The organism is Microbulbifer maximicatervae (SeqCode), from assembly GCF_056232625.1.
Map to the genome: position 1 here is coordinate 4,044,410 of NZ_CP174324.1, position 23,091 is coordinate 4,067,500.

27 protein-coding genes are annotated in these 23,091 nt (G+C 52.7%); 14 read left to right on the top strand and 13 right to left on the bottom strand.

What is annotated here, in order from left to right:
* Positions 1-75: 75 nt before the first annotated feature.
* A complete protein-coding gene (locus ACJJI6_RS17645) occupies positions 76-1,203 on the bottom strand; it encodes a murein hydrolase activator EnvC family protein (protein WP_444934454.1) in 1,128 nt (375 codons plus the stop codon).
* Positions 1,203-2,750: a 2,3-bisphosphoglycerate-independent phosphoglycerate mutase gene (gpmI, locus tag ACJJI6_RS17650; RefSeq protein WP_475711441.1), complete on the bottom strand. Its 1,548-nt coding sequence runs from the start codon at positions 2,748-2,750 to the stop codon at positions 1,203-1,205. The genes ACJJI6_RS17645 and gpmI overlap by 1 nt, the downstream gene beginning before the upstream one ends.
* Before the next feature lie 216 nt (positions 2,751-2,966).
* Here gpmI and ACJJI6_RS17655 point away from each other — a divergent pair, with 216 nt between their 5' ends.
* The 6 genes from ACJJI6_RS17655 (at position 2,967) to smrA (ending at position 6,374) form a co-directional block, all read left to right on the top strand.
* A complete protein-coding gene (locus ACJJI6_RS17655; RefSeq protein ID WP_444915216.1) occupies positions 2,967-3,383 on the top strand; it encodes a rhodanese-like domain-containing protein in 417 nt (138 codons plus the stop codon).
* Positions 3,384-3,413: 30 nt separating this feature from the next.
* Positions 3,414-3,674 (top strand): glutaredoxin 3, encoded by a 261-nt coding sequence (grxC, locus tag ACJJI6_RS17660; protein WP_282930771.1) that lies wholly within the window; start codon positions 3,414-3,416, stop codon positions 3,672-3,674.
* 160 nt (positions 3,675-3,834) lie between these two features.
* Positions 3,835-4,326, top strand: coding sequence for a protein-export chaperone SecB (gene secB, locus ACJJI6_RS17665; RefSeq protein WP_282930772.1), 492 nt, complete (start codon positions 3,835-3,837; stop codon positions 4,324-4,326).
* 133 nt (positions 4,327-4,459) lie between these two features.
* A complete protein-coding gene (locus tag ACJJI6_RS17670) occupies positions 4,460-4,912 on the top strand; it encodes an acyl-CoA thioesterase (protein WP_444895739.1) in 453 nt (150 codons plus the stop codon).
* On the top strand, positions 4,905-5,768 hold the full coding sequence (locus tag ACJJI6_RS17675; RefSeq protein WP_282930774.1) for an SDR family oxidoreductase: 864 nt from the start codon (positions 4,905-4,907) through the stop codon (positions 5,766-5,768). The genes ACJJI6_RS17670 and ACJJI6_RS17675 overlap by 8 nt, the downstream gene beginning before the upstream one ends.
* Positions 5,769-5,786: 18 nt before the next feature.
* Entirely contained in the window at positions 5,787-6,374 is a 588-nt protein-coding gene (gene smrA, locus ACJJI6_RS17680) for a DNA endonuclease SmrA (RefSeq protein WP_444892318.1), read from the top strand.
* A 90-nt stretch (positions 6,375-6,464) separates the two neighbouring features.
* Here the strand turns inward: smrA and ACJJI6_RS17685 are convergent, their stop codons facing one another.
* The gene (locus tag ACJJI6_RS17685) at positions 6,465-7,025 is read right to left on the bottom strand and encodes an META domain-containing protein (protein WP_282930776.1); all 561 of its coding nucleotides are present in this window, start codon (positions 7,023-7,025) and stop codon (positions 6,465-6,467) included.
* A 64-nt stretch (positions 7,026-7,089) separates the two neighbouring features.
* A complete protein-coding gene (locus ACJJI6_RS17690; RefSeq protein ID WP_413663749.1) occupies positions 7,090-7,563 on the bottom strand; it encodes an META domain-containing protein in 474 nt (157 codons plus the stop codon).
* 176 nt (positions 7,564-7,739) lie between these two features.
* On the opposite strand from ACJJI6_RS17690, the gene pyk reads away from it, so the two are divergent.
* Positions 7,740-9,176 carry a pyruvate kinase gene (pyk, locus tag ACJJI6_RS17695; RefSeq protein WP_475711444.1) on the top strand — a complete coding sequence of 479 codons (1,437 nt, stop codon included), beginning with the start codon at positions 7,740-7,742 and terminating at the stop codon, positions 9,174-9,176.
* Between the two features lie 40 nt (positions 9,177-9,216).
* Here the strand turns inward: pyk and ACJJI6_RS17700 are convergent, their stop codons facing one another.
* The 6 genes from ACJJI6_RS17700 to hutC all read right to left on the bottom strand — a co-directional run bounded on the left by ACJJI6_RS17700 (position 9,217) and on the right by hutC (position 15,079).
* Entirely contained in the window at positions 9,217-9,393 is a 177-nt protein-coding gene (locus ACJJI6_RS17700) for a hypothetical protein (RefSeq protein WP_413663747.1), read from the bottom strand.
* A gap of 239 nt (positions 9,394-9,632) precedes the next feature.
* Positions 9,633-10,133 (bottom strand): hypothetical protein, encoded by a 501-nt coding sequence (locus ACJJI6_RS17705; protein ID WP_282930780.1) that lies wholly within the window; start codon positions 10,131-10,133, stop codon positions 9,633-9,635.
* A 95-nt stretch (positions 10,134-10,228) separates the two neighbouring features.
* A complete protein-coding gene (locus ACJJI6_RS17710) occupies positions 10,229-10,561 on the bottom strand; it encodes a hypothetical protein (protein WP_282930781.1) in 333 nt (110 codons plus the stop codon).
* A gap of 280 nt (positions 10,562-10,841) precedes the next feature.
* Positions 10,842-12,392, bottom strand: a complete 1,551-nt coding sequence (hutH, locus tag ACJJI6_RS17715; protein ID WP_475711446.1) for a histidine ammonia-lyase — start codon at positions 12,390-12,392, stop codon at positions 10,842-10,844.
* Positions 12,393-12,602: 210 nt separating this feature from the next.
* A complete protein-coding gene (hutU, locus tag ACJJI6_RS17720) occupies positions 12,603-14,279 on the bottom strand; it encodes a urocanate hydratase (protein WP_413663745.1) in 1,677 nt (558 codons plus the stop codon).
* Positions 14,280-14,368: 89 nt separating this feature from the next.
* Positions 14,369-15,079 carry a histidine utilization transcriptional repressor HutC gene (gene hutC, locus ACJJI6_RS17725; RefSeq protein WP_282930784.1) on the bottom strand — a complete coding sequence of 237 codons (711 nt, stop codon included), beginning with the start codon at positions 15,077-15,079 and terminating at the stop codon, positions 14,369-14,371.
* Positions 15,080-15,266: 187 nt separating this feature from the next.
* On the opposite strand from hutC, the gene hutI reads away from it, so the two are divergent.
* From hutI to ACJJI6_RS17745, 4 genes are all read left to right on the top strand, one after another.
* On the top strand, positions 15,267-16,496 hold the full coding sequence (gene hutI / locus ACJJI6_RS17730) for an imidazolonepropionase (protein WP_282930785.1): 1,230 nt from the start codon (positions 15,267-15,269) through the stop codon (positions 16,494-16,496).
* A complete protein-coding gene (gene hutG, locus ACJJI6_RS17735) occupies positions 16,480-17,442 on the top strand; it encodes a formimidoylglutamase (RefSeq protein ID WP_444895745.1) in 963 nt (320 codons plus the stop codon). The genes hutI and hutG overlap by 17 nt, the downstream gene beginning before the upstream one ends.
* Positions 17,443-17,572: 130 nt before the next feature.
* Positions 17,573-18,472, top strand: a complete 900-nt coding sequence (locus tag ACJJI6_RS17740; RefSeq protein ID WP_475711448.1) for a LysR family transcriptional regulator — start codon at positions 17,573-17,575, stop codon at positions 18,470-18,472.
* A 91-nt stretch (positions 18,473-18,563) separates the two neighbouring features.
* On the top strand, positions 18,564-18,965 hold the full coding sequence (locus tag ACJJI6_RS17745) for a RidA family protein (protein WP_413663740.1): 402 nt from the start codon (positions 18,564-18,566) through the stop codon (positions 18,963-18,965).
* Between the two features lie 42 nt (positions 18,966-19,007).
* Here ACJJI6_RS17745 and ACJJI6_RS17750 read toward each other — a convergent pair whose 3' ends face one another.
* From ACJJI6_RS17750 to ACJJI6_RS17760, 3 genes are all read right to left on the bottom strand, one after another.
* Positions 19,008-20,027, bottom strand: coding sequence for an alpha/beta hydrolase (locus tag ACJJI6_RS17750; RefSeq protein ID WP_475711450.1), 1,020 nt, complete (start codon positions 20,025-20,027; stop codon positions 19,008-19,010).
* 30 nt (positions 20,028-20,057) lie between these two features.
* A complete protein-coding gene (locus ACJJI6_RS17755) occupies positions 20,058-20,480 on the bottom strand; it encodes an organic hydroperoxide resistance protein (protein WP_413663738.1) in 423 nt (140 codons plus the stop codon).
* A gap of 265 nt (positions 20,481-20,745) precedes the next feature.
* Positions 20,746-21,189 (bottom strand): MarR family winged helix-turn-helix transcriptional regulator, encoded by a 444-nt coding sequence (locus ACJJI6_RS17760; protein ID WP_445355436.1) that lies wholly within the window; start codon positions 21,187-21,189, stop codon positions 20,746-20,748.
* Positions 21,190-21,363: 174 nt separating this feature from the next.
* Between ACJJI6_RS17760 and ACJJI6_RS17765 the strand changes: the two genes are divergently transcribed.
* From ACJJI6_RS17765 to ACJJI6_RS17775, 3 genes are all read left to right on the top strand, one after another.
* On the top strand, positions 21,364-21,867 hold the full coding sequence (locus ACJJI6_RS17765; RefSeq protein ID WP_413663736.1) for an RNA polymerase sigma factor: 504 nt from the start codon (positions 21,364-21,366) through the stop codon (positions 21,865-21,867).
* The gene (locus ACJJI6_RS17770) at positions 21,864-22,451 is read left to right on the top strand and encodes a hypothetical protein (protein WP_445355437.1); all 588 of its coding nucleotides are present in this window, start codon (positions 21,864-21,866) and stop codon (positions 22,449-22,451) included. Before ACJJI6_RS17765 ends, ACJJI6_RS17770 begins: the two co-directional genes overlap by 4 nt.
* A 68-nt stretch (positions 22,452-22,519) precedes the next feature.
* Positions 22,520-22,837 (top strand): superinfection immunity protein, encoded by a 318-nt coding sequence (locus tag ACJJI6_RS17775; protein ID WP_475711452.1) that lies wholly within the window; start codon positions 22,520-22,522, stop codon positions 22,835-22,837.
* The last annotated feature ends 254 nt before the right edge of the window (positions 22,838-23,091 follow it).

Here is a 23,091-nt window from a genome sequence, read left to right on the forward strand (position 1 = left end):
GGGGGCTCTATAACGGGTGCGTGGAAAATGCCCGGGATTTTACGCCTCGTATTATGCCCTCTGTGCCAGCTCCGATCAGGAGCGGCACCAAACTGTAGGGTCCTGCGCTTTACCCCGGTGGCGAATTTCGAAGTAAACACCGCTATGGCTGAGTCCACCGCTATTGCCAACCCGAGCGATGGTGTCACCACTTTCCACCCACTCGCCAATATTGCGGGTGAGGGACTGGTTGTGGGCGTAGAGACTCATGTACTCCTCTCCATGATCCAGGATAACCAGCATGCCGTGGCCGCGCAGGTAATCGGAGAAAACCACGCGGCCGCGGTGGATTGCCCGCACCGGCTCCCCTTCATTGGCGCGCAAGGTGACACCTTTCCAAGTGATGCCATTGGCGCGGCGCTGTCCATAGGCATTGGCGCGGCGGCCATCAACAGGCCACTGCATCTTGCCCCGCTGGCGCGCAAAGGGCTTTTGCTCGCTGGGGTTTACCAGTGAGGCGATGGCGCGACCTACTTCGTCGATCAATTTTTGCAGGCGTGTGCGATCTCCTTGGAGCTGCTTGAGTTCACCGCTGCCATCGGAGAGCCGCGCCGCAAGTTTATCCAGCGTGTCCTTGCGATTCTGCTGTGCGACGCGCAGTTTGCTCTGGCGTTTCTGCAGTTGCTCTCGCTCCGCTTTCAGGGTCTCGCGCTCGCGCTCAATGGAGGCGGATACGGTTTCCAGTGAGGTGAGGGTTTCAAGGTAAGTGTCTATGATGCGGCTGCGTTCTTGGAGGAAGTAATCGTGGTAGCGGAGATGGCGGGCGACGTTCTGTGGATCTTGCTGGTTGAGCAGGAGCTTGATCTGCTCCTGTCGGCCTAGTCGGTATGCGGCGGCGATCTCCTGCTCGACCCGCCGCTGCATACTTCGTCGCGACTCTTGCAGTTGCTGCTGTTCCTGCTGGAGTTCGCGCAGCTTGTCCGAGCGGCTGCGCATATCCTGTTTGATCTTGTCTATGCGCTGGTGCAGCCCGGAAATATCTTTCTCGTTCTCTTCCAAATCCTTGAGCAATTGGTCGCGCTGGCCCCGCACCTGGTTGAGTTCCTGTTGCAGGGACTCAATGCGTTGCTTGATTTGCGCCAGGCGCGCCTGCTCATCTCCCTCTGCCTGGCTCCAGGCGGGTAGGGAAATCAGTGTGATCAGGAAGAGTACGAGAGTTTTCATCAGTCCATTTTTACCAAACTTTGGCCGGTCATTTCCGTCGGCTGTGGCAGATCCATCAACGCTAACATGGTTGGCGCTACATCCGCCAGACTACCTCCGTCACACATTTGCACATTGCGCTCGCCGATATAAACAAAAGGCACCGGCAGAGTGGAGTGCTGGGTGCTGACTTGGCCGGAGTTGGCGTCGAACATCTCTTCCACATTGCCGTGGTCGGCAGTAATCAGCACCTCGCCGCCGGCAGCCAGAGCGGCGTTTACGACGCGCTCTACACACTGGTCCAGGGCTTCGACGGCTTTTACTGCCGCCTCGAAAACACCGGTATGGCCGACCATATCGCCGTTGGCGTAGTTGCAGATAATGGCGTCGTACTCGCCGCTCTCAATCGCCGCTACCAGTTTGTCAGTGACGATTGGCGCATTCATTTCCGGTTGCAGGTCGTAGGTGGCCACATCCGGTGACTTGATCAGTTCGCGGGTTTCGCCGTTGTAGGGCTCTTCGCGGCCGCCGCTGAAGAAGAAGGTAACGTGGGCGTACTTCTCTGTCTCGGCGATGCGCAGCTGGGTTTTGCCCTCTGCAGACAAGTACTCGCCGAGGGAGTTGACCAGGTTTTCTGGCGGGAAGGCACAGCTGGCGTGGATATCGGCAGCGTATTCGGTCGTCATGACAAAGTCCGCCAGCTGCGGTTTGGCTTTGCGCTCGAAGCCGTTGAAGTCCTGCTCGGTAAAAGCGCGGGTTAACTGGCGCGCGCGATCCGGGCGGAAATTCATAAAGATAAGGGCATCGCCGTCTTGGATGGGAGCGGGCTCGCCAATCACCGTTGGCGCGACAAACTCATCATTTTCACCGCGCTCATAGGCCGAGGCCAGTCCTGCCAGGGCGTCACTGGCACTGTGCTCTGCGGTACCCAGGGTCAGCATGTCGTAAACGGACTCGGTGCGCTCCCAGCGCTGGTCGCGATCCATGGCGAAGTAGCGCCCGGCCAGGGTAGCCATATGGGCATTGCCGACGGAGTCACACACCTGCATCAGGCGCGCCAGGGAGGGTTCGGCACTGCGCGGTGGGGTGTCGCGGCCATCGAGAAATGCGTGTACATAAATAGCGCGGGCGCCGCGCTGTGCCGCCAGGGTTATCATGGCAACAATATGATCTTCGTGGCTGTGTACGCCGCCTTCGGACAGGAGTCCCATAATATGGACGGCGCAGTTGTTGGCGATAGCCTTATCGACCGCAGTGGTGTAAGCGGTATTGCGGAAGAAGTCGCCGTCCTGGATGGCTTTGTTGATCCGGGTAAAGTTCTGGTAGACCACTCGACCAGCACCCAGTGTCATATGGCCGACTTCCGAGTTGCCCATTTGTCCATCGGGCAGGCCCACCGCCATCCCGGATGTCTGGATCAGGGTTTTTGGGCGGGTCGCCCAGATATTGTCCCAAACCGGAGACTTGGCTGCGTGAATCGCATTGTGCTCGGGATTGTCGCTGTGGCCGAAGCCGTCCAGAATCAGCAGGACCAGGGGGCGTTTTTGCGGGGCTTGCGTAGCGGCCATAGCGACAGTATTCCTCTTCCAAGGGTTAAATTGCGGACGCGGATTTTAACCTGTGGGGCTGGTATTTCACCATGTTATTTAGCTTAAGCCGGATTACAAAGAGGCTGGGGCGGAGGGATTTGGTTGATTAGAATTTCGCCATGATCGTGTATACTCCCGCCGGCATTGGGCGCCGTAGCGCCCTATTGATTACCACTTGAGGATTTTGGGGGCGAAGTGGATTTTCTCGACTTTTTAGCTGAGCAGTGGCTGTTGGTCGGCCTGCTTGTGGCATTGCTTTACGCATTTGTTTTGACTGAGCGATTCAAGTCTGGCGAGCCGGCATCACTTCATGAAGTGACCAAGCTGATCAATAGCGAAGGGGCCAAGGTGCTGGATATTCGCGATCGCAGCGAGTTCACTGCCGGTCATATTGTCGACTCCCTGCATATTCCCCACGGGGATGTGGCTGAGCGCATTGCCGAGCTGGAACCGTTTAAAGACAAGACCATTATTGTCGCTGACAAGATGGGGCAGCACGCAGGTCCGGTGGGGCGCATGCTGAAACAGAAAGGTTTCCAAGTGCGTCGCCTGCAGGGCGGAATGAGCGAGTGGGCTAACCAGAACCTGCCTGTCGTTAAAGGCAAAGGTTAACCTGAAGTATAAGTTTGACGGAGTTTTGTCATGCAGAATGTTGTCATTTATACCACCCGTTTCTGCCCCTACTGTATTCGCGCCAAGCAGCTACTGGATAGCAAGGGTGTCGCTTATCGCGAAATCCCTGTGGACAATAATCCCGGCTTGCGCGCAGAAATGGCTGACAAGGCGGGGCGCCGCTCGGTGCCGCAGATTTGGATTGGCGATAAGCATGTAGGTGGTTGCGACGACCTGATGGCGTTGGAGCGTGGTGGCCGACTCGACAAATTGCTGAAAGCAGCGGGATAAGCGGAAAACTGACGCGGCCGCCAACATGCGGTCCCCAATTTTTGCTATTTATCCGGTCTGGGCCTTGAAACGTTTTATCGAGGCCCCAACTGTTGAGTTATTACCGGAGTCTTTCTCACGGAAGGCATCAATAAACTTTTTATAATGAACAGGCTGTAACATGGCTGAAGAATTAAATGGCGCAGCGGCAAACGCAGAGGCTCCACAAGTACAATTTGCGATGCAACGCATCTACCTGAAAGACCTCTCCTTCGAAACCCCGATGGGTGCCGAGGTCTTCAAAAAGCAGTGGAAGCCCCAGGTTAATCAGGAGCTGAACACCAAGACCGCGAAGATCGAAGACGATCTGTACGAAGTGGCTCTGACCCTGACTATCACCGTAAAGCTGGAAGAAGACACCGCTTTCCTGGTGGAAGTAAAACAAGCTGGCCTGTTCGGTATCAAAGGTCTGGAAGGTCAACAGCTGGCCCAGGCCCTGAATACTGCCTGCCCGCAAATTTTGTTCCCCTACGCTCGCGAAGTGATCGATAACGCTGTAGTTAAAGGTTCTTTCCCGGCACTGATGTTGCCGCCGGTGAACTTCGACGCTCTGTTCGCTGCTGCCCTCGATAAGGCACAGAAAGAAGCAGAGGGCGCTCAAGCGAACGCTTAATTCGCTTTAGCCCAGCTGGCACGATAAAAAGGTCCCTTAGCGGGGCCTTTTTTTATATCTGTAATCTCCCCGGGGATAGCGTCCATTTTACTGACTATCCCTCCGCAACCGCAGCACAAACCTGGAGCCGCTTATGCAGTGGGATCTGCCAAACCCATTTATCACCACAGTGACGGTTGGCGCCAAACATGTGGATGGTTTGAGTCATGCCAACAATGCGGAATATGTGCGCTGGTGTGAGGCTACCGCCTGGGCGCACAGCGCAGCCCTGGGTCTGGATGTCACGAATTATCAGCAGCTTGACCGGGGAATGGCAATTCGTCATGGCGAGTATGACTATATACTGGCGGCCAGAGAGGGGGAGGAATTGCTGTTTGGCACCTGGCTCACTGAGGTGGACGGGCGTCTGAATATGACTCGCCGCTTTCAGGTGTTTCGCGCCGCCGATAAGGCATTGGTATTGCGGGCCGAATGGCGGATGGTGTGCATTGAGCTTTCCACTGGCAAGCCAAAACGTATGCCGGCGATCTTCAAGGAAATTTACAGTCCGGCAGTGACTGCCCCGGAGGCTGAAAAAAATGAGTGAAGAGTTTGTATCCCTGACCAATAATTCAGGCGCGCTTAAGGACAAGACCATCTTTATCACTGGTGCCAGTCGCGGCATTGGCCGGGCGATTGCCCTCAAATGCGCGGCGGATGGTGCCAATATCGTGATTGCCGCTAAGTCGGCAGAGCCACATCCCAAGCTTCCGGGAACCATCTTCTCGGTGGCGGAGGAAGTGGAGAAAGCCGGCGGCAATGCCCTGGCCCTGCAGGTGGATGTGCGCGATGAGCAGCGAGTAGAGCAGGCTATGTCGGAGGCTGCCGAAAAATTTGGCGGCATCGACGCTGTGATTAATAATGCGGGCGCGATCAACCTGACCAATGTTGAGTCAACACCACCCAAGCGCTACGACCTGATGCAGAGTATCAACAGTCGCGCGGTGTATCTCACCGCCCACTTGGCGACTCCCTACCTGAAGAAAGCTGACAACGCCCATATCCTCAGCCTGTGCCCACCGCTGAATATCCAGCCCAAGTGGTTGGGGCCCTTCGCTCCTTACGCCCTGTCAAAGTTTGGTATGACCATTCTCAGCCTGGGTTTGGCGGAAGAGCTGCGTGAGGCGGGGATCAGCGTGAACACCTTGTGGCCGCGCACGCTGGTGGCCACCGCCGCGATTGAATTTGCGGTGGGTAGTCGTGATATGTTTGAGCAGAGCCGCAAGCCCTCGATTATGGCCGATGCGGCCTACGAGATACTGACGACTAAAGATGTCGCCTTGAGCGGTCGCCAGCTAATCGATGAAGAGCTGTTGGCAGAGCGCGGTGTGAAGGATTTCACCGGTTATGCCCACAATCCAGCCAATGCAGACAATTTAACCAAGGATTTATTTCTCGACTGACGCTGGCAGGGGGTATTTGTGAGCAGCGACAGCAAATTATTTAAAGACGCTCTCGGTGAAATGGGAGACGTTAAACCGCTGGCGCAGGAGCGCCGCGTCAATTTGCGCAAGGAGCCGAAGCAATCTGAGTCTATGTTGCGGGAGCGCCGCGCCGCTGCCACGCGCCTGACAGAGCGGGAAATGAACCCCCTGTCCGGTGAATATATTGATCTGGTAGAGCCATGGGATCCGTTGGAATTCAAGCGCGATGGTGTGCAAAACGGGGTCTATCGCAATTTGCGCCTGGGCAAATACAGCATAGATGCGCGCCTGGATTTACATCGCCACTCTGTGGAGATGGCGCGCAGGGCCGTGATGGAATTTATCCGTGATTGTGTTGAAGCGGATGTGCGCTGTGCCCTGATTACCCACGGTAAGGGTGAGGGGCGTAAGCAGCCGGCGTTATTGAAAAGCTGTATCAATCACTGGTTGCCGCAGCTGCATGAAGTACTGGCTTTTCACAGTGCGCAACCCCAACACGGGGGCTTGGGAGCGACTTATCTGCTGCTGAGAAAGAGTGAACGCAAGCGGCAGGAGAATCTGGAGATACATCAAAAACGCCGTTAAGGTTCTTTTGTAACTTTTCTGTCACTTATGCAAATTAAGATGCGCCGCTGAGGCTTTCCCCTCAAGAGTGCTTTTTTAGACTCCTAAAGCTCATCTTTTTGATTCTTCTTGATTGTCATTCTGGCGACCCAATGGGTCGCCTTTTTTATAGGGTTGGGCCTGGCGGTAGCTGCGGTCTACTTGTTCAAACTCAATATAGGCACTGCCATCGGTATTGCTGATCATCATCTTGTTACCCACGATAACAATCAAATCAGACTTTCTCAGGGCATTGAGGTAATCGATCTCCAGTTCATCGCTGGGGTGTGCTCCCCCCATGCGCGCAATAGCGGGAATCCGCTCCCAGGTGAAAGCACCGCTGCTAGTGAGAGAAAAGCGCCCCAGGTACGGGTTGGTGCCACTGTTGCCCCTAACGTAACCAAATTGATCGCATTTGAAAAAGGGTCTATCCCGCCAAAACCTGCTCCAGCTCAGGGTTGAATCATAAGTGCGCCCGGAGTAGTACAAGCTCGATAGCACCCACTCGTGTTCACAGGCAGACCAAGCCGATCGTTGGAGTTGGGGAATAGGGGGATTGGGGGTGCTGCAGCCTGCAAGCACCAGGTTGCATACGATAATACTCAGTAGTAAGTAAAAAGCACGACGTGGCATGATGTCGTTCTCATTGATTTTGCGACATTTAACCTAAAAATTTACAGGTCTTCTGTGGCGGCGTTCAAGGTCCGGCCTTTACGTATTCTATATAGATATCACCGGAGGGGTCACGAAGTATCAAACGATTCCCGCGCGATTTGGTAAATGCCTGGCGAGTGGCGGCGAGGGCACCGAGGTAGGCATGTTCTTGCCGCAGCAAGGGTTCGGGGCCGCCCATCTTGGTAGAGACAAAGCTGGAGGTATCCCAAAGTAACTGCCCGTTATCGGTTACCTGCACCTCTCCCCGATAGGTGTTTATGCCACTCCTCCCCATGACATTGCCTTGGAGATTGCACACAAAGGTAAAGTCCGCAGGCCTCTGGATGTCGACCACCCCACCATTGACGCGCAAGCGTACCAGCTGCCACTTCTTACCACAGACCGCTCCCATACTGCCTGAAGATTGAACAACTTGGGCTTCTTCTATTCGGTTTGTTAGACATCCGCCGACAACTAATAGGGCTCCCAGAAGCCATATTTGTACCAACCTACTCATCGACGAATAACTCCCAAACACAAACCCTTCTCCAGCCCACACCCAAGCCAGCCACTTTTCGGCTTTCACAAAGCTTAGTTGTTGGCTGCCGTGACGAGACGACAGCAGTGACAAGCTATGCTTGCACTGATGTAAAAAAATAGTATTTGGCCATCGATTAAAGGACGGTCGTCGATATGATCAGGCGCACCAAAATTGTTGCCACCCTGGGTCCAGCTACCGATAAAGAAGAAACACTTCGGCAATTAATCAAGGCCGGTGTGGATATGGTTCGCCTGAACTTCTCTCATGGAAAAATTGATGATCACAGGCGCCGGGCAAAATTTGTCCGTGATGAAGCTGAGCGTCAGTGCAGACATATTGCCCTGCTGGGAGATTTGCAGGGGCCCAAAATTCGTGTCGGAAAATTCACTGATGGGCGTATATATCTGCGCAAAGGTGAAGAATTTATTTTGGACCCGGATTGGGATAAAGAAAGTGGCAGTCCTGAAGGTGTCTGGGTTGATTATGAAGCACTCGCAGAAGACTGTAATGAGGGAGACCGCCTGTTACTGGATGACGGCCGATTGAGTTTGCGCATCAAAAAAATTATTGGTCTGTCGTTAAAAACTGAAGTTGAAAATGGTGGCTGGTTATCTGATAGAAAGGGAATAAATAAGCAGGGAGGTGGCCTTACTGCGCCGGCACTGACAGAAAAAGACCATCGGGATATCAAAGTTGCCGCCGAGTTACAGGTAGATTATTTAGCCGTTTCTTTCCCTCGCGATGCTCGCGATATTCACAAAGCGAGAAAGTTACTCAGAGAGGCGGGTGGCACAGCACATATTATTGCCAAAATTGAAAGGGCTGAAGCGGTATCCAATGATGCTCGCCTGGAGAAGCTCATCTTAGCCAGTGATGCCATTATGGTAGCGCGCGGTGATCTCGCCGTGGAGATTGGTGATGCAGAATTAATGGGGGTACAAAAACATTTAATTAGCTATGCCCGCTATCTCAATCGGGTAGTTATTACTGCGACACAAATGATGGAGTCGATGATTTCGAGTCCGGTACCTACTCGAGCAGAAGTCTGCGATGTGGCCAATGCAGTACTGGATGGTACTGATGCGGTAATGTTATCTGCTGAGACAGCGGCAGGTGAATATCCTATTGAAACCGTTAAGCATATGGCTGAAGTGATTCTTGGGGCAGAAAAACACCGTAAAATTTATTCCACGCCGGAAAGCCTTCGCGGCGATTACCCTGCGGGTGATGCGTGTATCGCCATGGCCGCCATGATCATAGCGAATCATTGCCGTGAAATTAAAGCCATTATTTGCCAGACCGAAACTGGAAATACTGCGTTATTGATGTCGAGAGTATGTGCATTAATTCCTATTTACGCTTTTTGTCGGCACCAAAAGTGCTGTAATCGTGTAGCCCTCTACAGCGGCGTTGACCCTGTATTAATGGATGTTTCTAATATGGACGGCCCGCTGCGAGATCAAAAAGCAATTTCTTATTTGCTGGATCAGGAACTGCTAATTTCAGGGGACTTCGTTTTGATATCCCGGGGCTATCAACAGGATATTGGTGGTCACACCGATACCCTGCGTATTGTCCGCGTGCCCTGATACAAACGATTAAATTACAAATTCTCACAGTGCAAATAACTTACCCCGCACGAACACATCTAACCAGTACCTTGGTCTCCAATTCCTGCTCAACACAGCGAAACTTCTGACCGTCAAGGGTTAATGACTTTGGGCTTCCCTGGGGCGCGGTTGTCGAACAACCGGCAACTCCTGTCGCCAGGGCCACGGCAAGCAGAATAAGTAGTATTTTCTGCACCGCAGTTACCTCTTTGAGTGGTGTGAGTGACGCATTCCCGAATAACTTGTTTATTCAGGGTAGAGGTAATAGCTGTCATTGAGATGTATAACGCGCCAATTTGTTAAAAGTGGCGACAGTGAGCTTGGATGGTGAGGCTATTTAAGTGGGCGGTTGCACTGAGGTTGGCGATTAACTTACCCCGCTGCGTCTTTTGATGGTTTGCTACAGCGGGGTTAGTTACCTAATAAAGCTTGGAGTTAGCGTCTACCGCGATGGTGTCCACCGCGAACACGATAGTGGCCTCTATGGCCCCGGTAGCCGCGATAACCGCCGCGGTGATAACTTCTATAGCCTCGGTGATGGGCCCGGTAGCGGGCATGGGGCGACCGAGGGTAATAGAAACGGTTGTAGTAGGGCATTCCGCGATAGTAATAGCGAGCCCGGTAGCGAGGGTGGCCGCGGAATGATGCGGATCGGTAACTGGCGTAGCCACCGCGGTAATAATAGGTATTCACCGGTGTGAAACCAACGGTTTGGTAAACCGGTGTCCTGTAGGAAGTTAAATAGACATTACTCGAAGCGTAATAGTTGGGCGTGGCATAGGGATAAGCGTAGGAGGAGGTGTAAGCGACTTGCCCTCCACTTGGGCCACCGTAACTGGTGTAGGTGGTGTAGTAACCATCGGTGGCACAGGCACCCAGGGCTAGGGCTGTGCACACCGTGGCGGTGAGAATCACCGTTTTAACAGCTCTATTCATAGTGCTTTCTCCGGTAAGTGGAATTTCCCCCCGGAGAGGCCCGGCAGGGGCCAAGCCCCTAGGCGCGCCAACTAGGCGAGCACAGAATCTCAGACTTAGTAAGGTCTTGCGCGCGGCGGTGGATCGACAATTTGATACTGGGTATTTACAACCGCAGGCGGTCTCAGGCGATAAAAGTTGCCGTCCCAGTAGAAGTTACAGTGCTGCATATTGTGACAGGTGCCATCCGGGTGGCAGTGGGCATAGCGGCCACGCAGGTTGTAATACGTCTTGTTGTAATAAGGGCTGTATCCGTAATAACTGGCGGAACAATCGTTGCCTCCGCAGGGATAGCCGGATGTTCCATTACAGGCCGATAGAGCCAGTCCTGCTGCGATGGCGAGCGCACAACCTGAGCCTCGCAGCAATCTAGTGGGCAGCGGTTTCATCAAGACCTCCACACCTATTGGCGGGTAACACTTCTACATTCAGCCTAGCATTTTTGGCGTGTGAATCATCACGAGGCAGAGTAAATGTTCTAGCAAAGCTGAATACCGAGGCAGGTCTGTATTGGTTGATGGAAACTCTTCAGTTTCGATTTGATAGACCCACTTGTTCGGAGTCAAAAAAGGTAAGGTCGGCAGGCGGGTGAAACCACTAAAAATTCGCACGTTGTGAGAAAAAAGGTTCTCTCACAACGTGCGAATTAAGCCCTGAAGGCTCTTTAACTTAGTGACTACTTGGCAGGAGATTGGGGTCTATTGATTCTAAGTAGGCGCCGCTGCTCAGTAATTGTTTCGCCTCTTCAATATCCGGGGCAAAGTAGCGGTCCTTGTCATAGAAAGGTACTCGGGCGCGCAGTTTTGCCTTGGCGGCCTCCAGTTTTTCCGTGGATTTTAATGGCGCGCGGAAATCCAGTCCCTGGCAGGCAGCGAGTATCTCCACCGCCAGGATGCCACAGGTATTGTCGGCCATATCCCGCAGGCGACGGCCGGCAAAGGTGGCCATGGATACATGGTCTTCCTGATTGGCGGAGGTGGGCAGTGAGTCCACGCAGGCTGGGTGCGCCATGGATTTGTTCTCACTGGCAAGCGCCGCTGAGGTGACCTGGGCGATCATAAAGCCGGAGTTCACCCCGCCATTTTCCACCAGGAAGGGAGGCAGGCCCGATAGGTTACTGTCGATCAGCAGCGCCATGCGACGCTCGGATAGAGAGCCGATTTCTGCCAATGCCAGCGCCAGGTTGTCGGCGACCATAGCAACAGGCTCTGCGTGGAAGTTACCACCGGAAATAATGTCGGAGTTATCCGGATTTTCCTCATCGGTAAATACCAGCGGGTTATCGGAAACACCATTTGCCTCGGCCAACAATACTTCGGCAGCGAAGCGCATCTGCTGCAAACAGGCACCCATGACCTGGGGCTGACAGCGCAGGGAGTAGGGGTCCTGCACTTTTTCACAGAACTGGTGGGAATCACCGATCTGGCTGGTTTCACCGAGCAGGTCCCGATAAATTGCCGCTACGTCGCGCTGAGCCTGTTGGCCGCGGGCGTTGTGAATACGATCATCGAAGGGGCGGCGTGAGCCCTTGGCGGCTTCCAGGGTAATGGCACCGGTTACCAGGGCGCCAGCGAACAGGTCTTCACTGGCGAACAGGCCGAGCAGGGCAAAGGCGGTAGAAGCCTGGGTGCCATTTAGCAGGGCGAGGCCCTCTTTGGGAGCAAGGGTAATGGGCTCTAGCCCCGCAGCTTTGAGGCCTTCGTGAGCACTCTTGCGCTCGCCCTTGATAAATACTTCCCCTTCACCGAGAAGTACCACGCTCATATGAGCCAGCGGCGCCAAATCGCCAGAAGCGCCGACAGAGCCTTTCTCAGGGATAGCGGGGTAGACACCGGCATTGACCAGTTGCATTAAAGCTTCGATAACCTGCGGGCGCACGCCGGAGAAGCCGCGCGCGAGCGAGTTGATTTTCAACACCATCAGCAGACGCACGGTGGCTTCACTCATAAAGTTGCCGGTACCGGCGGCATGGCTCAGTACGATAGCGCGTTGCAGGTTTTCCAGGTCGTGCTTTTCAATACGGGTGTTGGCCAATAAACCAAAACCGGTATTAATTCCGTATACCGTTCGCCCTTCGGTAATAACTTGGGCAACGGTGTGGGCAGAGGCTTCAATAGCGGGATAGGCGCTTTTCGCCAGGGACAGCTGCACCGACTCGCGGGCTACGCGGCGCAGTTGCGCAAGGCTCAATTGACCGGGATCGATTTCCAATTGATACATAAATTCATTCACCAAAAAATATTTACTGCTTAGCAGGCTGTTGAAAAACAGCCTGCGCGGGCGGTGCGAAAGCGCCTGCCGCAAAGGTGGCTTGAAAAAGTTGCTTGTTGGCTTTTTCAACACCCTGTTAGGCGCCGGCGGTGCAGCCCGATCAAAGTTATTCGGGCTGTAAAAGATTTCCGCCGGCGGTATTTTTATTGCGGTAAAAAATCAGTCGTTCAGCATGGGCAGGTCCAGGCCCTGCTCTTTTGCACATTTTTTTGCAATCTCGTAACCGGCATCGGCGTGGCGCATTACGCCGGTGGCGGGATCATTCCAGAGAACCCGTTCGATACGTTTGCGCGCAGCTTCGGTACCGTCACAGACAATGACCACCCCAGAGTGCTGGGAGAAGCCCATGCCTACGCCACCACCGTGATGCAGGGATACCCAGGTAGCGCCGGAGGCAGTGTTCAGCAGGGCATTCATCAGCGGCCAGTCGGAGACAGCGTCGGAGCCATCTATCATGGCTTCAGTTTCGCGGTTGGGGCTCGCTACAGAGCCGCTGTCGAGGTGGTCGCGGCCGATCACTACTGGTGCTTCCAATTCACCGTTGGCCACCATCTCGTTAAATGCCAGTGCCAGGCGCGCGCGATCTTTCAGGCCCACCCAGCAGATGCGTGCGGGCAGTCCCTGGAAGTGAATCCGTTCGCGGGCCATATCGAGCCAGTTGTGCAGCTGCGGATTATCGGGAATCAGTTCTTTAACCTTGGCATCGGTCTTGTAGATATCTTCCGGGTTGCCGGACAGGGCCGCCCAGCGGAAAGGACCGACACCTTCGCAGAACAGCGGGCGAATATAAGCGGGTACAAAGCCGGGGAAATCAAAGGCATTTTCCACACCTTCCTCGAGAGCCATCTGACGAATATTGTTGCCGTAGTCGAGGGTTGCGGCGCCGCGCTTTTGCAGCTCCAGCATGGCTTCAACCTGAACCGCCATAGACTGTTTGGCTGCCTTTACTACTGCGGCTTCATCTTTCTTGCGCATCTCCGCAGCGTATTCCATAGTCCAGCCCTGGGGCAGGTAGCCATTTAAAGGATCGTGAGCGGAAGTCTGGTCGGTAACCGAATCTGGCAGAATATTTCGCTTTACAATTTCCGGGAAAATATCTGCTGCGTTGCCCAGCAGGCCAACGGAAATGGCTTCGCCTTTTTCCATCGCGGCTTCAATCATTTGCAGGGCTTCGTCGAGGCTGGTGGCTTTTTTGTCTACATAGCCAGTGCGCAGACGGAAATCGATACGGGTTTCGTCGCACTCTACTGCGATCATGCTGAAACCGGCCATGGTCGCCGCCAGTGGCTGAGCGCCACCCATGCCGCCGAGGCCACCGGTAAGAATCCATTTGCCTTTCGCTTCGCCATTAAAGTGTTTGCGTGCGACGGCGGCAAAGGTTTCATAGGTGCCCTGGACGATGCCTTGGGAGCCGATATAAATCCAAGAGCCGGCAGTCATCTGGCCGTACATGGCCAGGCCTTTTTTATCCAGCTCGTTAAAGTGTTCCCAGTTGGCCCAGTGGGGTACCAGGTTGGAGTTGGCAATTAATACCCGGGGTGCATCGGCGTGGGTTTTAAAGACTCCGACAGGCTTGCCGGACTGCACCAGCAGAGTTTCGTCGTCTTCCAGGCGCTTCAGCACCTCGACAATCTTGTCGTAGCACTCCCAATCCCGCGCGGCGCGGCCGATACCACCGTACACCACCAGGTCCTCCGGGCGTTCAGCTACCTCGGCGTCCAGGTTGTTCATCAACATGCGCAGGGGAGCTTCGGTGAGCCAGCTTTTGGCATTGAGCTCACTGCCGCGAGGCGCGCGGATTTTGCGGCTGGGATCGTGGCGTTTGTCGGTAGACATAGCTTCCTCGTCAATTTTTCTCGTAAAAAAATTCACACGTCCCGGATTTGATTGTTTCTTTTCCCAGGGCGCGCGGGATAAATCAATAACTAGAATCTCAGTTGTGCACCGAGGCGGTATCGATTGCCAGGGTGAACCAGGCGCGCGAAGCTCACGGTGCCGGCACTGCATTTAGTGCGTCGCCAAACCTGGAGGCACGCATCTCCGGGGGCAATTTCTAGTGCGTGGGCGATAGCGGCTTCCGCAGCTATGGCCTCGACGGTTGTATCGGCCTCGGTCAGAGGTGCGACTTTGGAAAGATAGGCGTTGGGGGTGGTGTGGGCGAAGTCTTGGTCCAGGTAATCCGGAGCTAGGGCTGGATTGGTAAATCGTTCTTCCCACTGCACCGGTAAACCGTTGTCACAGTGCACAATAATGGAGTGAAACACTTTTGCCTGTTCGGGCACTTCCAATGCCAGGGCTACATCGGCGCTGGCGACACAGGGTTGAGCTAACAGAATGCGGTTACTGTAACTGTGCCCCCGGGCCGAGATCTCGTCGGCGATATTGCGCACTTCCAACAGTGAGCTGGCGGGCACCGGCTCGGCGACAAAAGTACCCAGCCCCTGGGAGCGCATCAGAACGCGCTCATCGGTTAACTCGGTGAGTGCCCGCCTTGCGGTCATCCGGCTCACACTGAATTGCTGTGCCAGTTGGTTCTCCGAGGGCACCTGGGAATGAATTGGCCACTCGCCAGACTCAATTTGTTGGCGGATATGGCGCTTGATGGCCGCGTATCGGGGTTCACTTGCAGTATTCATAGACTCAGGTACAGTGCTTCCGTGGCTTGTATATTGTTGTATATACAAGGATAGTTACGGCTACTATGGTTTCCCTGCTGCGGGCTGTCAAGTCGAAGAGGGGAGCTGTATCCTGCCCGTTACTGGTTTGTCGGTCATCGGGCCGAGCATCTATGGTTTAAAAGGAAAAGCGTGCCGCTAAAAGCTTATGTCAGAACGCTGTGATTTGCTGATTACCAATTTGAATGCCGCCACAATGGACCCATCCATTGCCGGTGGTTACGGTGTTATCGAGGATGCTGCAATTGCGGTAACCAAAGGTCGGATCGTATGGATTGGTCCCCGCCGGGATCTGCCCGAGTGCACCCCAGACCGCATTGTTGATGGCGAAGGTCAATGGGCAACTCCGGGCCTGATCGATTGCCACACGCATCTCGTATATGGAGGCCATCGCGCGGGGGAGTTTGCCCGTCGCCTGGGGGGAGAGAGTTATGAAGAAGTGGCTCGCTCTGGCGGGGGTATTATTTCTACCGTGCGGGCGACACGGGGTGCGAGTGCCGAGAACCTGTATAAGTTGGCTGAGCCCCGTCTGCACGCCCTGATGGCCGAAGGCGTTACAACCGTGGAAATTAAATCCGGTTATGGCCTGGACCTGGATACTGAACTAAAGCAACTGCGCACCGCGAGACGCCTGGCGCAACACAACTCAGTGGAAATAGTAACGACCTGTCTGGCAGCTCACGCTCTGCCACCGGAATACGACGGTCGTGCCGATGAATATATCGACCTTATCTGCGAGCAGATATTGCCCGCTGTAGCCCGCGAGCAACTGGCCGATGCCGTGGATATGTTTTGCGAGACGATTGGATTTACTGTCGATCAGTGCCAGAGAGTTATCGATGCAGCGAAAAAACTGGACCTGCCAGTAAAAGTGCACGCCGAGCAGTTGGCGCGTACAGGGGCCACTGAAATGGCGGCAAAGTCCGGGGCATTATCGGTAGATCATATTGAATATATCAGCGATGCGGATGTACTGGCTATGGCGGAAAGTGGCACCGTGGCAGTGCTTCTACCAGGAGCTTTCTACACTCTGCACGAAACCCAGGTTCCGCCTATTGAAAAGTTACGCGAGGCAGGGGTTTGTATGGCATTGGCTACAGACCTTAATCCCGGGAGTTGTCCAATCGCTTCCCTGCGTTTGATGATGAATATGGGTTGTCAGCTGTTTGGCTTAACTCCGGCAGAAGCTCTCGCAGGTGTTACCCGTGCAGCCGCTCGGGCATTGGGTTTGTGTTGTTCTCGCGGTGTACTGCGGGAGGGGCTTCGAGCAGATATTGTTCTTTGGCCGATGGATACCCCGGATCAACTCGCTTATGAAGTCGGTGCGCTAAAGCCTGCAAAAATTTTCTTGGGAGGTCGCGATGTTACAACTTGCTGATATGCAATTATGGAGCGGTCGCACTGATTCTGAGGATGGGCGAGCGGGTGAGCGTTGGCACCAGCGGATTTCTCCTTTGCAGTTAGATGATGCTCCTGGCCTCACAATTCTAGGTTTTGCTTCAGATGAAGGGGTACGCCGAAATAAAGGGCGTATCGGTGCAGCGAAAGGTCCGAGAATCCTGCGTCTGGCTATGGCTAACCTGCCGGCAACTTTTGATGCGCCCTTATACGATGCGGGTAACGTCAGAGTCGAACGGGAAGACTTGGAGTCTGCCCAATCGCTATTGGGTGCCCGTATCAATGAGTTGCTCGGTGCCGGTCACTTTCCACTGGTATTGGGAGGCGGCCATGAAATTGCTTTTGGCAGTTATCAGGGGATTGCCCGCTGGATGCGTGAGCATCACCGCGAGAGCAGCCTGGGTATTATCAATTTTGATGCGCATTTGGATTTACGCACTCCTGCGCCAAAGGGGTCATCGGGCACGCCATTTTTCCAGATTGCGGAGCAGTGCAGGATAAATGGTCGCGAATTTAATTATCTCTGTGTAGGTGCGGCGGATAACGCCAACACACCTGCTCTCTACCAGAGAGCTGATGAGCTGGGTGCCCAGGTTATTCGGGATCGTGAAATCAGTAGTTGGAATCTGAATACGGTTCAGGCGCGAATCCGCGACTTTATTGAGAAGGTGGATTTTGTCTATCTGACGGTATGTCTGGATGTATTGCCGGCGGCAGTAATGCCAGCGGTGAGTGCCCCCTCTGGCAGGGGGGTTTCCATGGAGTTTCTGGAAGTCTTGCTGGATACCGTTTTGGAATCCAATAAAGTTTGTTTGGCGGATATCGCTGAATTTAATCCTTATTTCGATATTGAGGATCATGGTGCGCGTACCGCGGCCCGCCTGGGATTTCAAATTGCAAATCGTGCGGCCAGAAAAATCCCCTGAGTATTTTTAATAATACAGCGCGGCCACTATGGCTTTGGAGGTCGCGTTAACTTCAGTATTAGAAACCACTATTTTAATCTTTATCTACAGCCGTAAGTGACTGGCAGAAAGCTCCGCTTTTGTAGTTGATATGATCAAAGATCTTGAAATTAATCACTTAAAAACCCTGGAAATACTATTCAGGGTTGAAAGTATCTCCCTTGCCGCAGAGTATCTGCAGGTTTCGCAGCAAGCTGTCAGTTTGCAGCTGAAGAAGATTAGAAAAATAGTTGGGGATGATCTATTTGTGCGCACTGGGCATGGGATGGCTCCCACCAGTTATGCAAAATTTATAGAGCCACAGATTCGACAGGTGCTGACGTTACTCAGTGAGATTCCCGCCCCGGGTTCTCTTGATTCAAGCCAGACTTCCCGGACCCTGGTGATCTCTGCTACAGATTACGCGCAAAAAGTGGTTGTTGCCGAGTTGATCGAAAGGGCCAGGCAATATGCGCCGAAAGTGAAATTTATTGTCACTAATATTGAAAGCGTCTCGCTCACCCAGAAAATGCATCAGGGAGAAATTGACTTAGCTTTCACATCAGTGGGGTATGTGCCTCATGGAATTAATACACAGGTGCTCTTTAATGAGCGTTATGTCTGTGTATCGGCTAATCCTATGTACAGTTTAGATGAGTTGGTCCCTATTGATCAGTTGATGCAATCTGATTTTGTGATTACATCGCCAGGGGTTGGAGGCTTGCGCGGTTCAGCCGATCGTTGGCTAGAGGGGCAAGGTCTAAAAAGAGAGATTGTTGTTTCGGCGCCCTCTTTTTATATAGCCCAGGAGTTCTTGAAAAGGACAGATACCCTGGCCTTTATTCCCTCTAGGTTGATGCCTTGTGAGGGCTTGGTGGAAATTACCTTGGACAAGTATCCACCTGGCTACGAAGTTGTAGCCGCCTTTCATCCCCGAGTGGAAAATGATCCATTGGTAAGTTGGATTCTCAATGATCTGCACCAACGGTTTTCTAAGTCAATGGCTTCCTGATTGTATCCGTAACAAGCTTTACTCCATAGCTTTGGCAAAGCTGCCTTTCTACTATGATTTTTTCAAAAGCTAGAAAGCGTACAGGTCTGTTATGAGTATTCTGAATATTAATCCTTCTTCACTTTATGATGGCAGTTCTTCCTGCCTATCCCACGCCCGAGTCGATACCAAAACAGGCTTGGTATTTGTATCGGGTCAGGTGGATTGGGATAGTAATTGTGAAGTTAAAAACAAAGGGGTTGGTGCTCAGGCGGAAAGCGCCATGCAAAACTTATTGACAGTATTGGATGAGGCCGGATCGTCGGTAGAGAACCTTTTGCAGTTACGTATCTATGTGCGTGGAGAAGTTAGTGAGCATCTGGGGGAAATAGTCCCTGTGCTATCTAAATATTTGGGTATTACTCGCCCGGCAATCACGGGAGTGGGAGTCACATCCCTGGCGTCGCCAGAGACATTGATAGAAATTGAGGCAGTGGCTAAAACACTGCTTTAGGTACCTGAATAAAAAAGCCCCGCATTGCAGGGCTTTTAAGTTTTACTTGAGGTGTTCCCTAAGCTCGGATCCCGCTTGATCAAGTGCATCCTGCACTGCGGGTACGTCACTCAGGGCATTTAGTAGGCCGTAGTCGTGAATCATGCCGTTATAGCGAACAGCGGTTACGGTCACACCAGCTTCGTTAAGTTTGCGGGCGTAAGCTTCCCCTTCATCTCTCAGCACATCCATCTCAGCAGTCTGCACCAGAGCGGGAGGCAAGCCGACCAACTGGGATTTACTTGCGCGCAGAGGTGAAGCATAGATCTCGTTGCGCTGTTTGGGGTCGGTAGTGTAGTTATCCCAGAACCACTTCATCATACCCTGTGTCAGGAAGTGATCATGGGCGAACTGCTTGTAAGAAGCGTTGTTGAAGTTGGCATCGGTAACCGGCCAGAGCAGCAGTTGGAATTGCAGATCCGGTGTTCCTTTCTCTTTCGCCATCAAGGCAACCACGGCTGCCATATTGCCACCGACACTGTTACCGGCCACGGCAAGACGGGACCCGTCGACACCGATCTTTTCGCCATTCTCCGCGACCCACTGGGTAGCCGCATAAGCCTGGTTAATTGCAGTCGGGTACTTGGCCTCTGGAGATGGGGTGTAATCCACATATACCGCAGCGGCGCCGGAGCGTTGAACCAGATCGCGGATCAAGCGTTCGTGAGTTGGGTAGTCACCCAAGACCCAGCCTCCGCCGTGGAAATACATAAAGGCGGGAATCTGGCTCCGGGTGTTTTTCGGTTTAACGATAGTCAGTTCCAGCTTTTCGCCATTAACCCTAATGGTTTTCTTGCTGACTTCAGCGGGCGGCAGTTGCGCACCCTCTTGGGCTCCGACCAGGACGGCGCGGGCATCTTTTGGTGATAGTTGCTCAATGGGTTTGCCGCCACCTTGCGCCAGTGCTTGAAGGAACCCCTGGGTATTTTGCTCAACACCAGGGGAAATAGAAGCAGACGCAGAAGTCATACCAAGAGCAAAGAAAAGGGGTAGTGCCAGCTTGGAAACTTTTAAGCCATTCATAACGGATACCTTCAATTCTCTACCGGTTGCTTAAGAAGATATGTGCAGGCGCACATCAACATTGCCTCGGGTTGCATTGGAATAAGGGCAAACTTCATCGTGAGCGGTGTTGGCAATTTTTTCTGCCGTCGCTTGATCCAGGCCAGGAAGATCGATATAGAGGTCAATATCCAGACCAAACCCCTTACCCTGGGGACCGATTCCAACTTCAGCGCGCACAGTGGTTTCTTCCGGGACTTTTACTTTCTCTTTACCGGCGACAAACTTAAGAGCGCCAATAAAGCAGGCAGAGTAACCCGCAGCAAACAGTTGCTCTGGGTTGGTGCCATCGCCACCGGGGCCGCCAAGCTCTTTGGGAATACTGAGCTTGACGCTTAACTTTCCATCTGATGATTGAGCTTCGCCATCACGGCCGCCATTTGCCGTTGCTACTGCGGTGTAAACTGTTTGCATTAACTTGTCCTCATTGATGTGTGTTTGTCTGTTAGAAGCCGCCTGGAATGGAGTCCAGTCCTTTTCCCGCTGGATTTATTGAGCTGGGGGTAGTAGTCCGGATTTCTAAGTCAGCTTCTAAACAGCGCGTCAGCTTGGGCGCCAGATAAAGTTATTGCGATAACTATTATTGCGATAATTAAATGTCGCTATAAGGACGATAGCTATAACAAATGGAGTCAAAGCGGGGGCCCCGCTAATGGCGGGGCGATAAAAGAGGGGAAGATTAGGGGTTCGCTAAATATTGGCGAAGCGTCTCTATTTGCGTCTTTAGCGCCCGTGCAGACTGAGGATTCAAGCCGCAGGCATTCAGCACTTGAGTGGGAATTGAAGCAGCTTCTTTTTGCATCGACCTACCGGCATCAGTCAGCTCGATAATGACTCGACGCTCATCCCCCGGGTCTCGGTGGCGGTTGATCAGCTTTTGATTCTCCAGTCGTTTGATAACTGGCGTTAGGGCACCTTTATCCTGGCCAAGCCGCAGACTCAGCTCCGTAGCGGTGATTCCATCGTCTTCCCAGAGCACCAGCATCATCAAGTACTGGGGGTAGGTTATTCCCAGTGTCTCCAATAGAGGCTTGTACATCTTGCTCATTGCCAGGGAGGCAGAATAAAGGCTAAAGCAAAGTTGGTTATCGAGTTTTTGGTCTTCGTTTATGGACTTGGCCATAGGCACACCCTACTTACCGGTGGCAGTTTTGCGCCAGTGTAGCGCAAGTATGGACTTACCACGCTCCTTCATTGTTCCAGAACCGACACATACTGCCAATCGAGAGCAGCGAAACTTTTTGTAAGGTTTTATTTGAAGCCGGTACAGTAATTTTCATAGACGATGGAGTGGCCGGTGGAATTACGGGATCAATTATTTCAACAAGCGACTACGGAATATACCGAAGGGGTTTCCCGGCTGGTACATAGCTATGTGCGATCAAAAGCCGAGCATGATGACCTGTTACAGGAAATCTGGCTGGGGCTCTGGCGGGCCCTGCCGACATTTCGCGGTGATGCTAGCTTAAAAACCTTTGTATATCGTATCGCACATAACCGCTGTGTGACCGAGCTGACCCGTAGGAAACCTTATCATGGGAGTGATGATGAATTACTGGAGCTTGAGGACCACCAGCCGGGCCCGGCAGAGCGACTGGTAGCCGAACGCAAGTCCGAACAGCTGGTTCGTGCAGTGCAAAAATTACCCTTAGGACTCCGGCAGACATTGACTCTTCGCCTGGAAGGCCTGAGCTATGCGGAAATCTCTGAAGTTCTGGGTATTACCGAGTCCAATATTGCAGTGCGGCTCAACCGGGCAAAAGAGCGTCTCAATATCTGCCTTTTGGGAAGTGAAAAATGAATGAATCAGACACAGAAAAACAATGGCTAGAGCTGGAAAGTATCTGGAAGGGGCAACAGACTAGTGCAGAAATCCCAACTACAGTGCTGAATTGGGTGCGTCGCCAGGAGCGACGAATGCGATTGGCGGTCGCTTTTGAGTATCTTCTTGCCATAGCTGGGGCTATCTATTTGCTTGGAGTAATTCTTGCGAAGAACTACCCAGATACCATGTACCGAGTAGCTTTTGCTATTGCGACGCTTGTTTTGGCAATAGTATTTTCGATAGTTAATCGGCGAGGTCTATGGGCCCCACTAGAAAAATCGGCAAAAGCTTATGTTGAATTAGGTCTGCTGAGGCTTAGGCGAAAACGTCGAGAAGTTTATTTCAGCTGGTTATTCCTGATCCTGCAGATATTTATTATCAGTATGTGGGAACTTAGCAGGTTTCTTCGTGGAGCGGCGGAACCTTTGGTCCGTAATCCTCAAGAAGCACTCATAGTATTGTCTGGGTTGGTTGTGGCTCTCGCTTTATATAGTTTTTATATTTATCGGCGCACAGAAAAAGAAGAGAGAGTATTAACGAGCTTCCAGGAAAATTTATAAATTAACTGTAAAGAAAAAAATCCTGACGGGACTACAAAGGGGAATACATATAAACGGAGGATTGAATAATGTTTACAGATGTGGAGCAATTACTAAGTGGTTTTTCAGTGTTTCTTAGCGAGTTAAGTCTACTCAAAGCTTTCCTGTTTCTTGTTTTCTTTTTGGTTGTCTGGTTTCTTCCTACATTGATTGCCTTTTTCTTCAATCGGAAGCACTTCGGAAAGATCTTAGTAGCTAATGTTCCTGCCGGTCTTTCCTGGTTGGCATGGTTTGCGTTACTGGCTTGGGCTGTTACCGGAAAAATGCGTGGTAAGAAAGGAGAAGTAAGTGAGTGCGCTGGTGTGCAGGGAGAACGCCCTGCCGCTGGTAAGCTTATCAGTAAATGAGTGTGTGTTTGAGATTCGAGCTACTTCATTAAGTAGCTGAATAATCCCTGATGATTACCTACACTCAAGTGTTGAGCATCTTTAGTACGATTTTTAATCAAAAACTGTTTTGAAAATTTCCTACAAGAAGTGCTTGCGGAGCCCCCCTGAAGTCCGTATAGTTCGCCTCCTCGCTGTTCAGGCAGTAGCGGGGAGGCAGCTCTAAGTCGTTGATTTTCTTAAGAAAATCTTTTGAAAAAAGAGCTTGCCAAGCA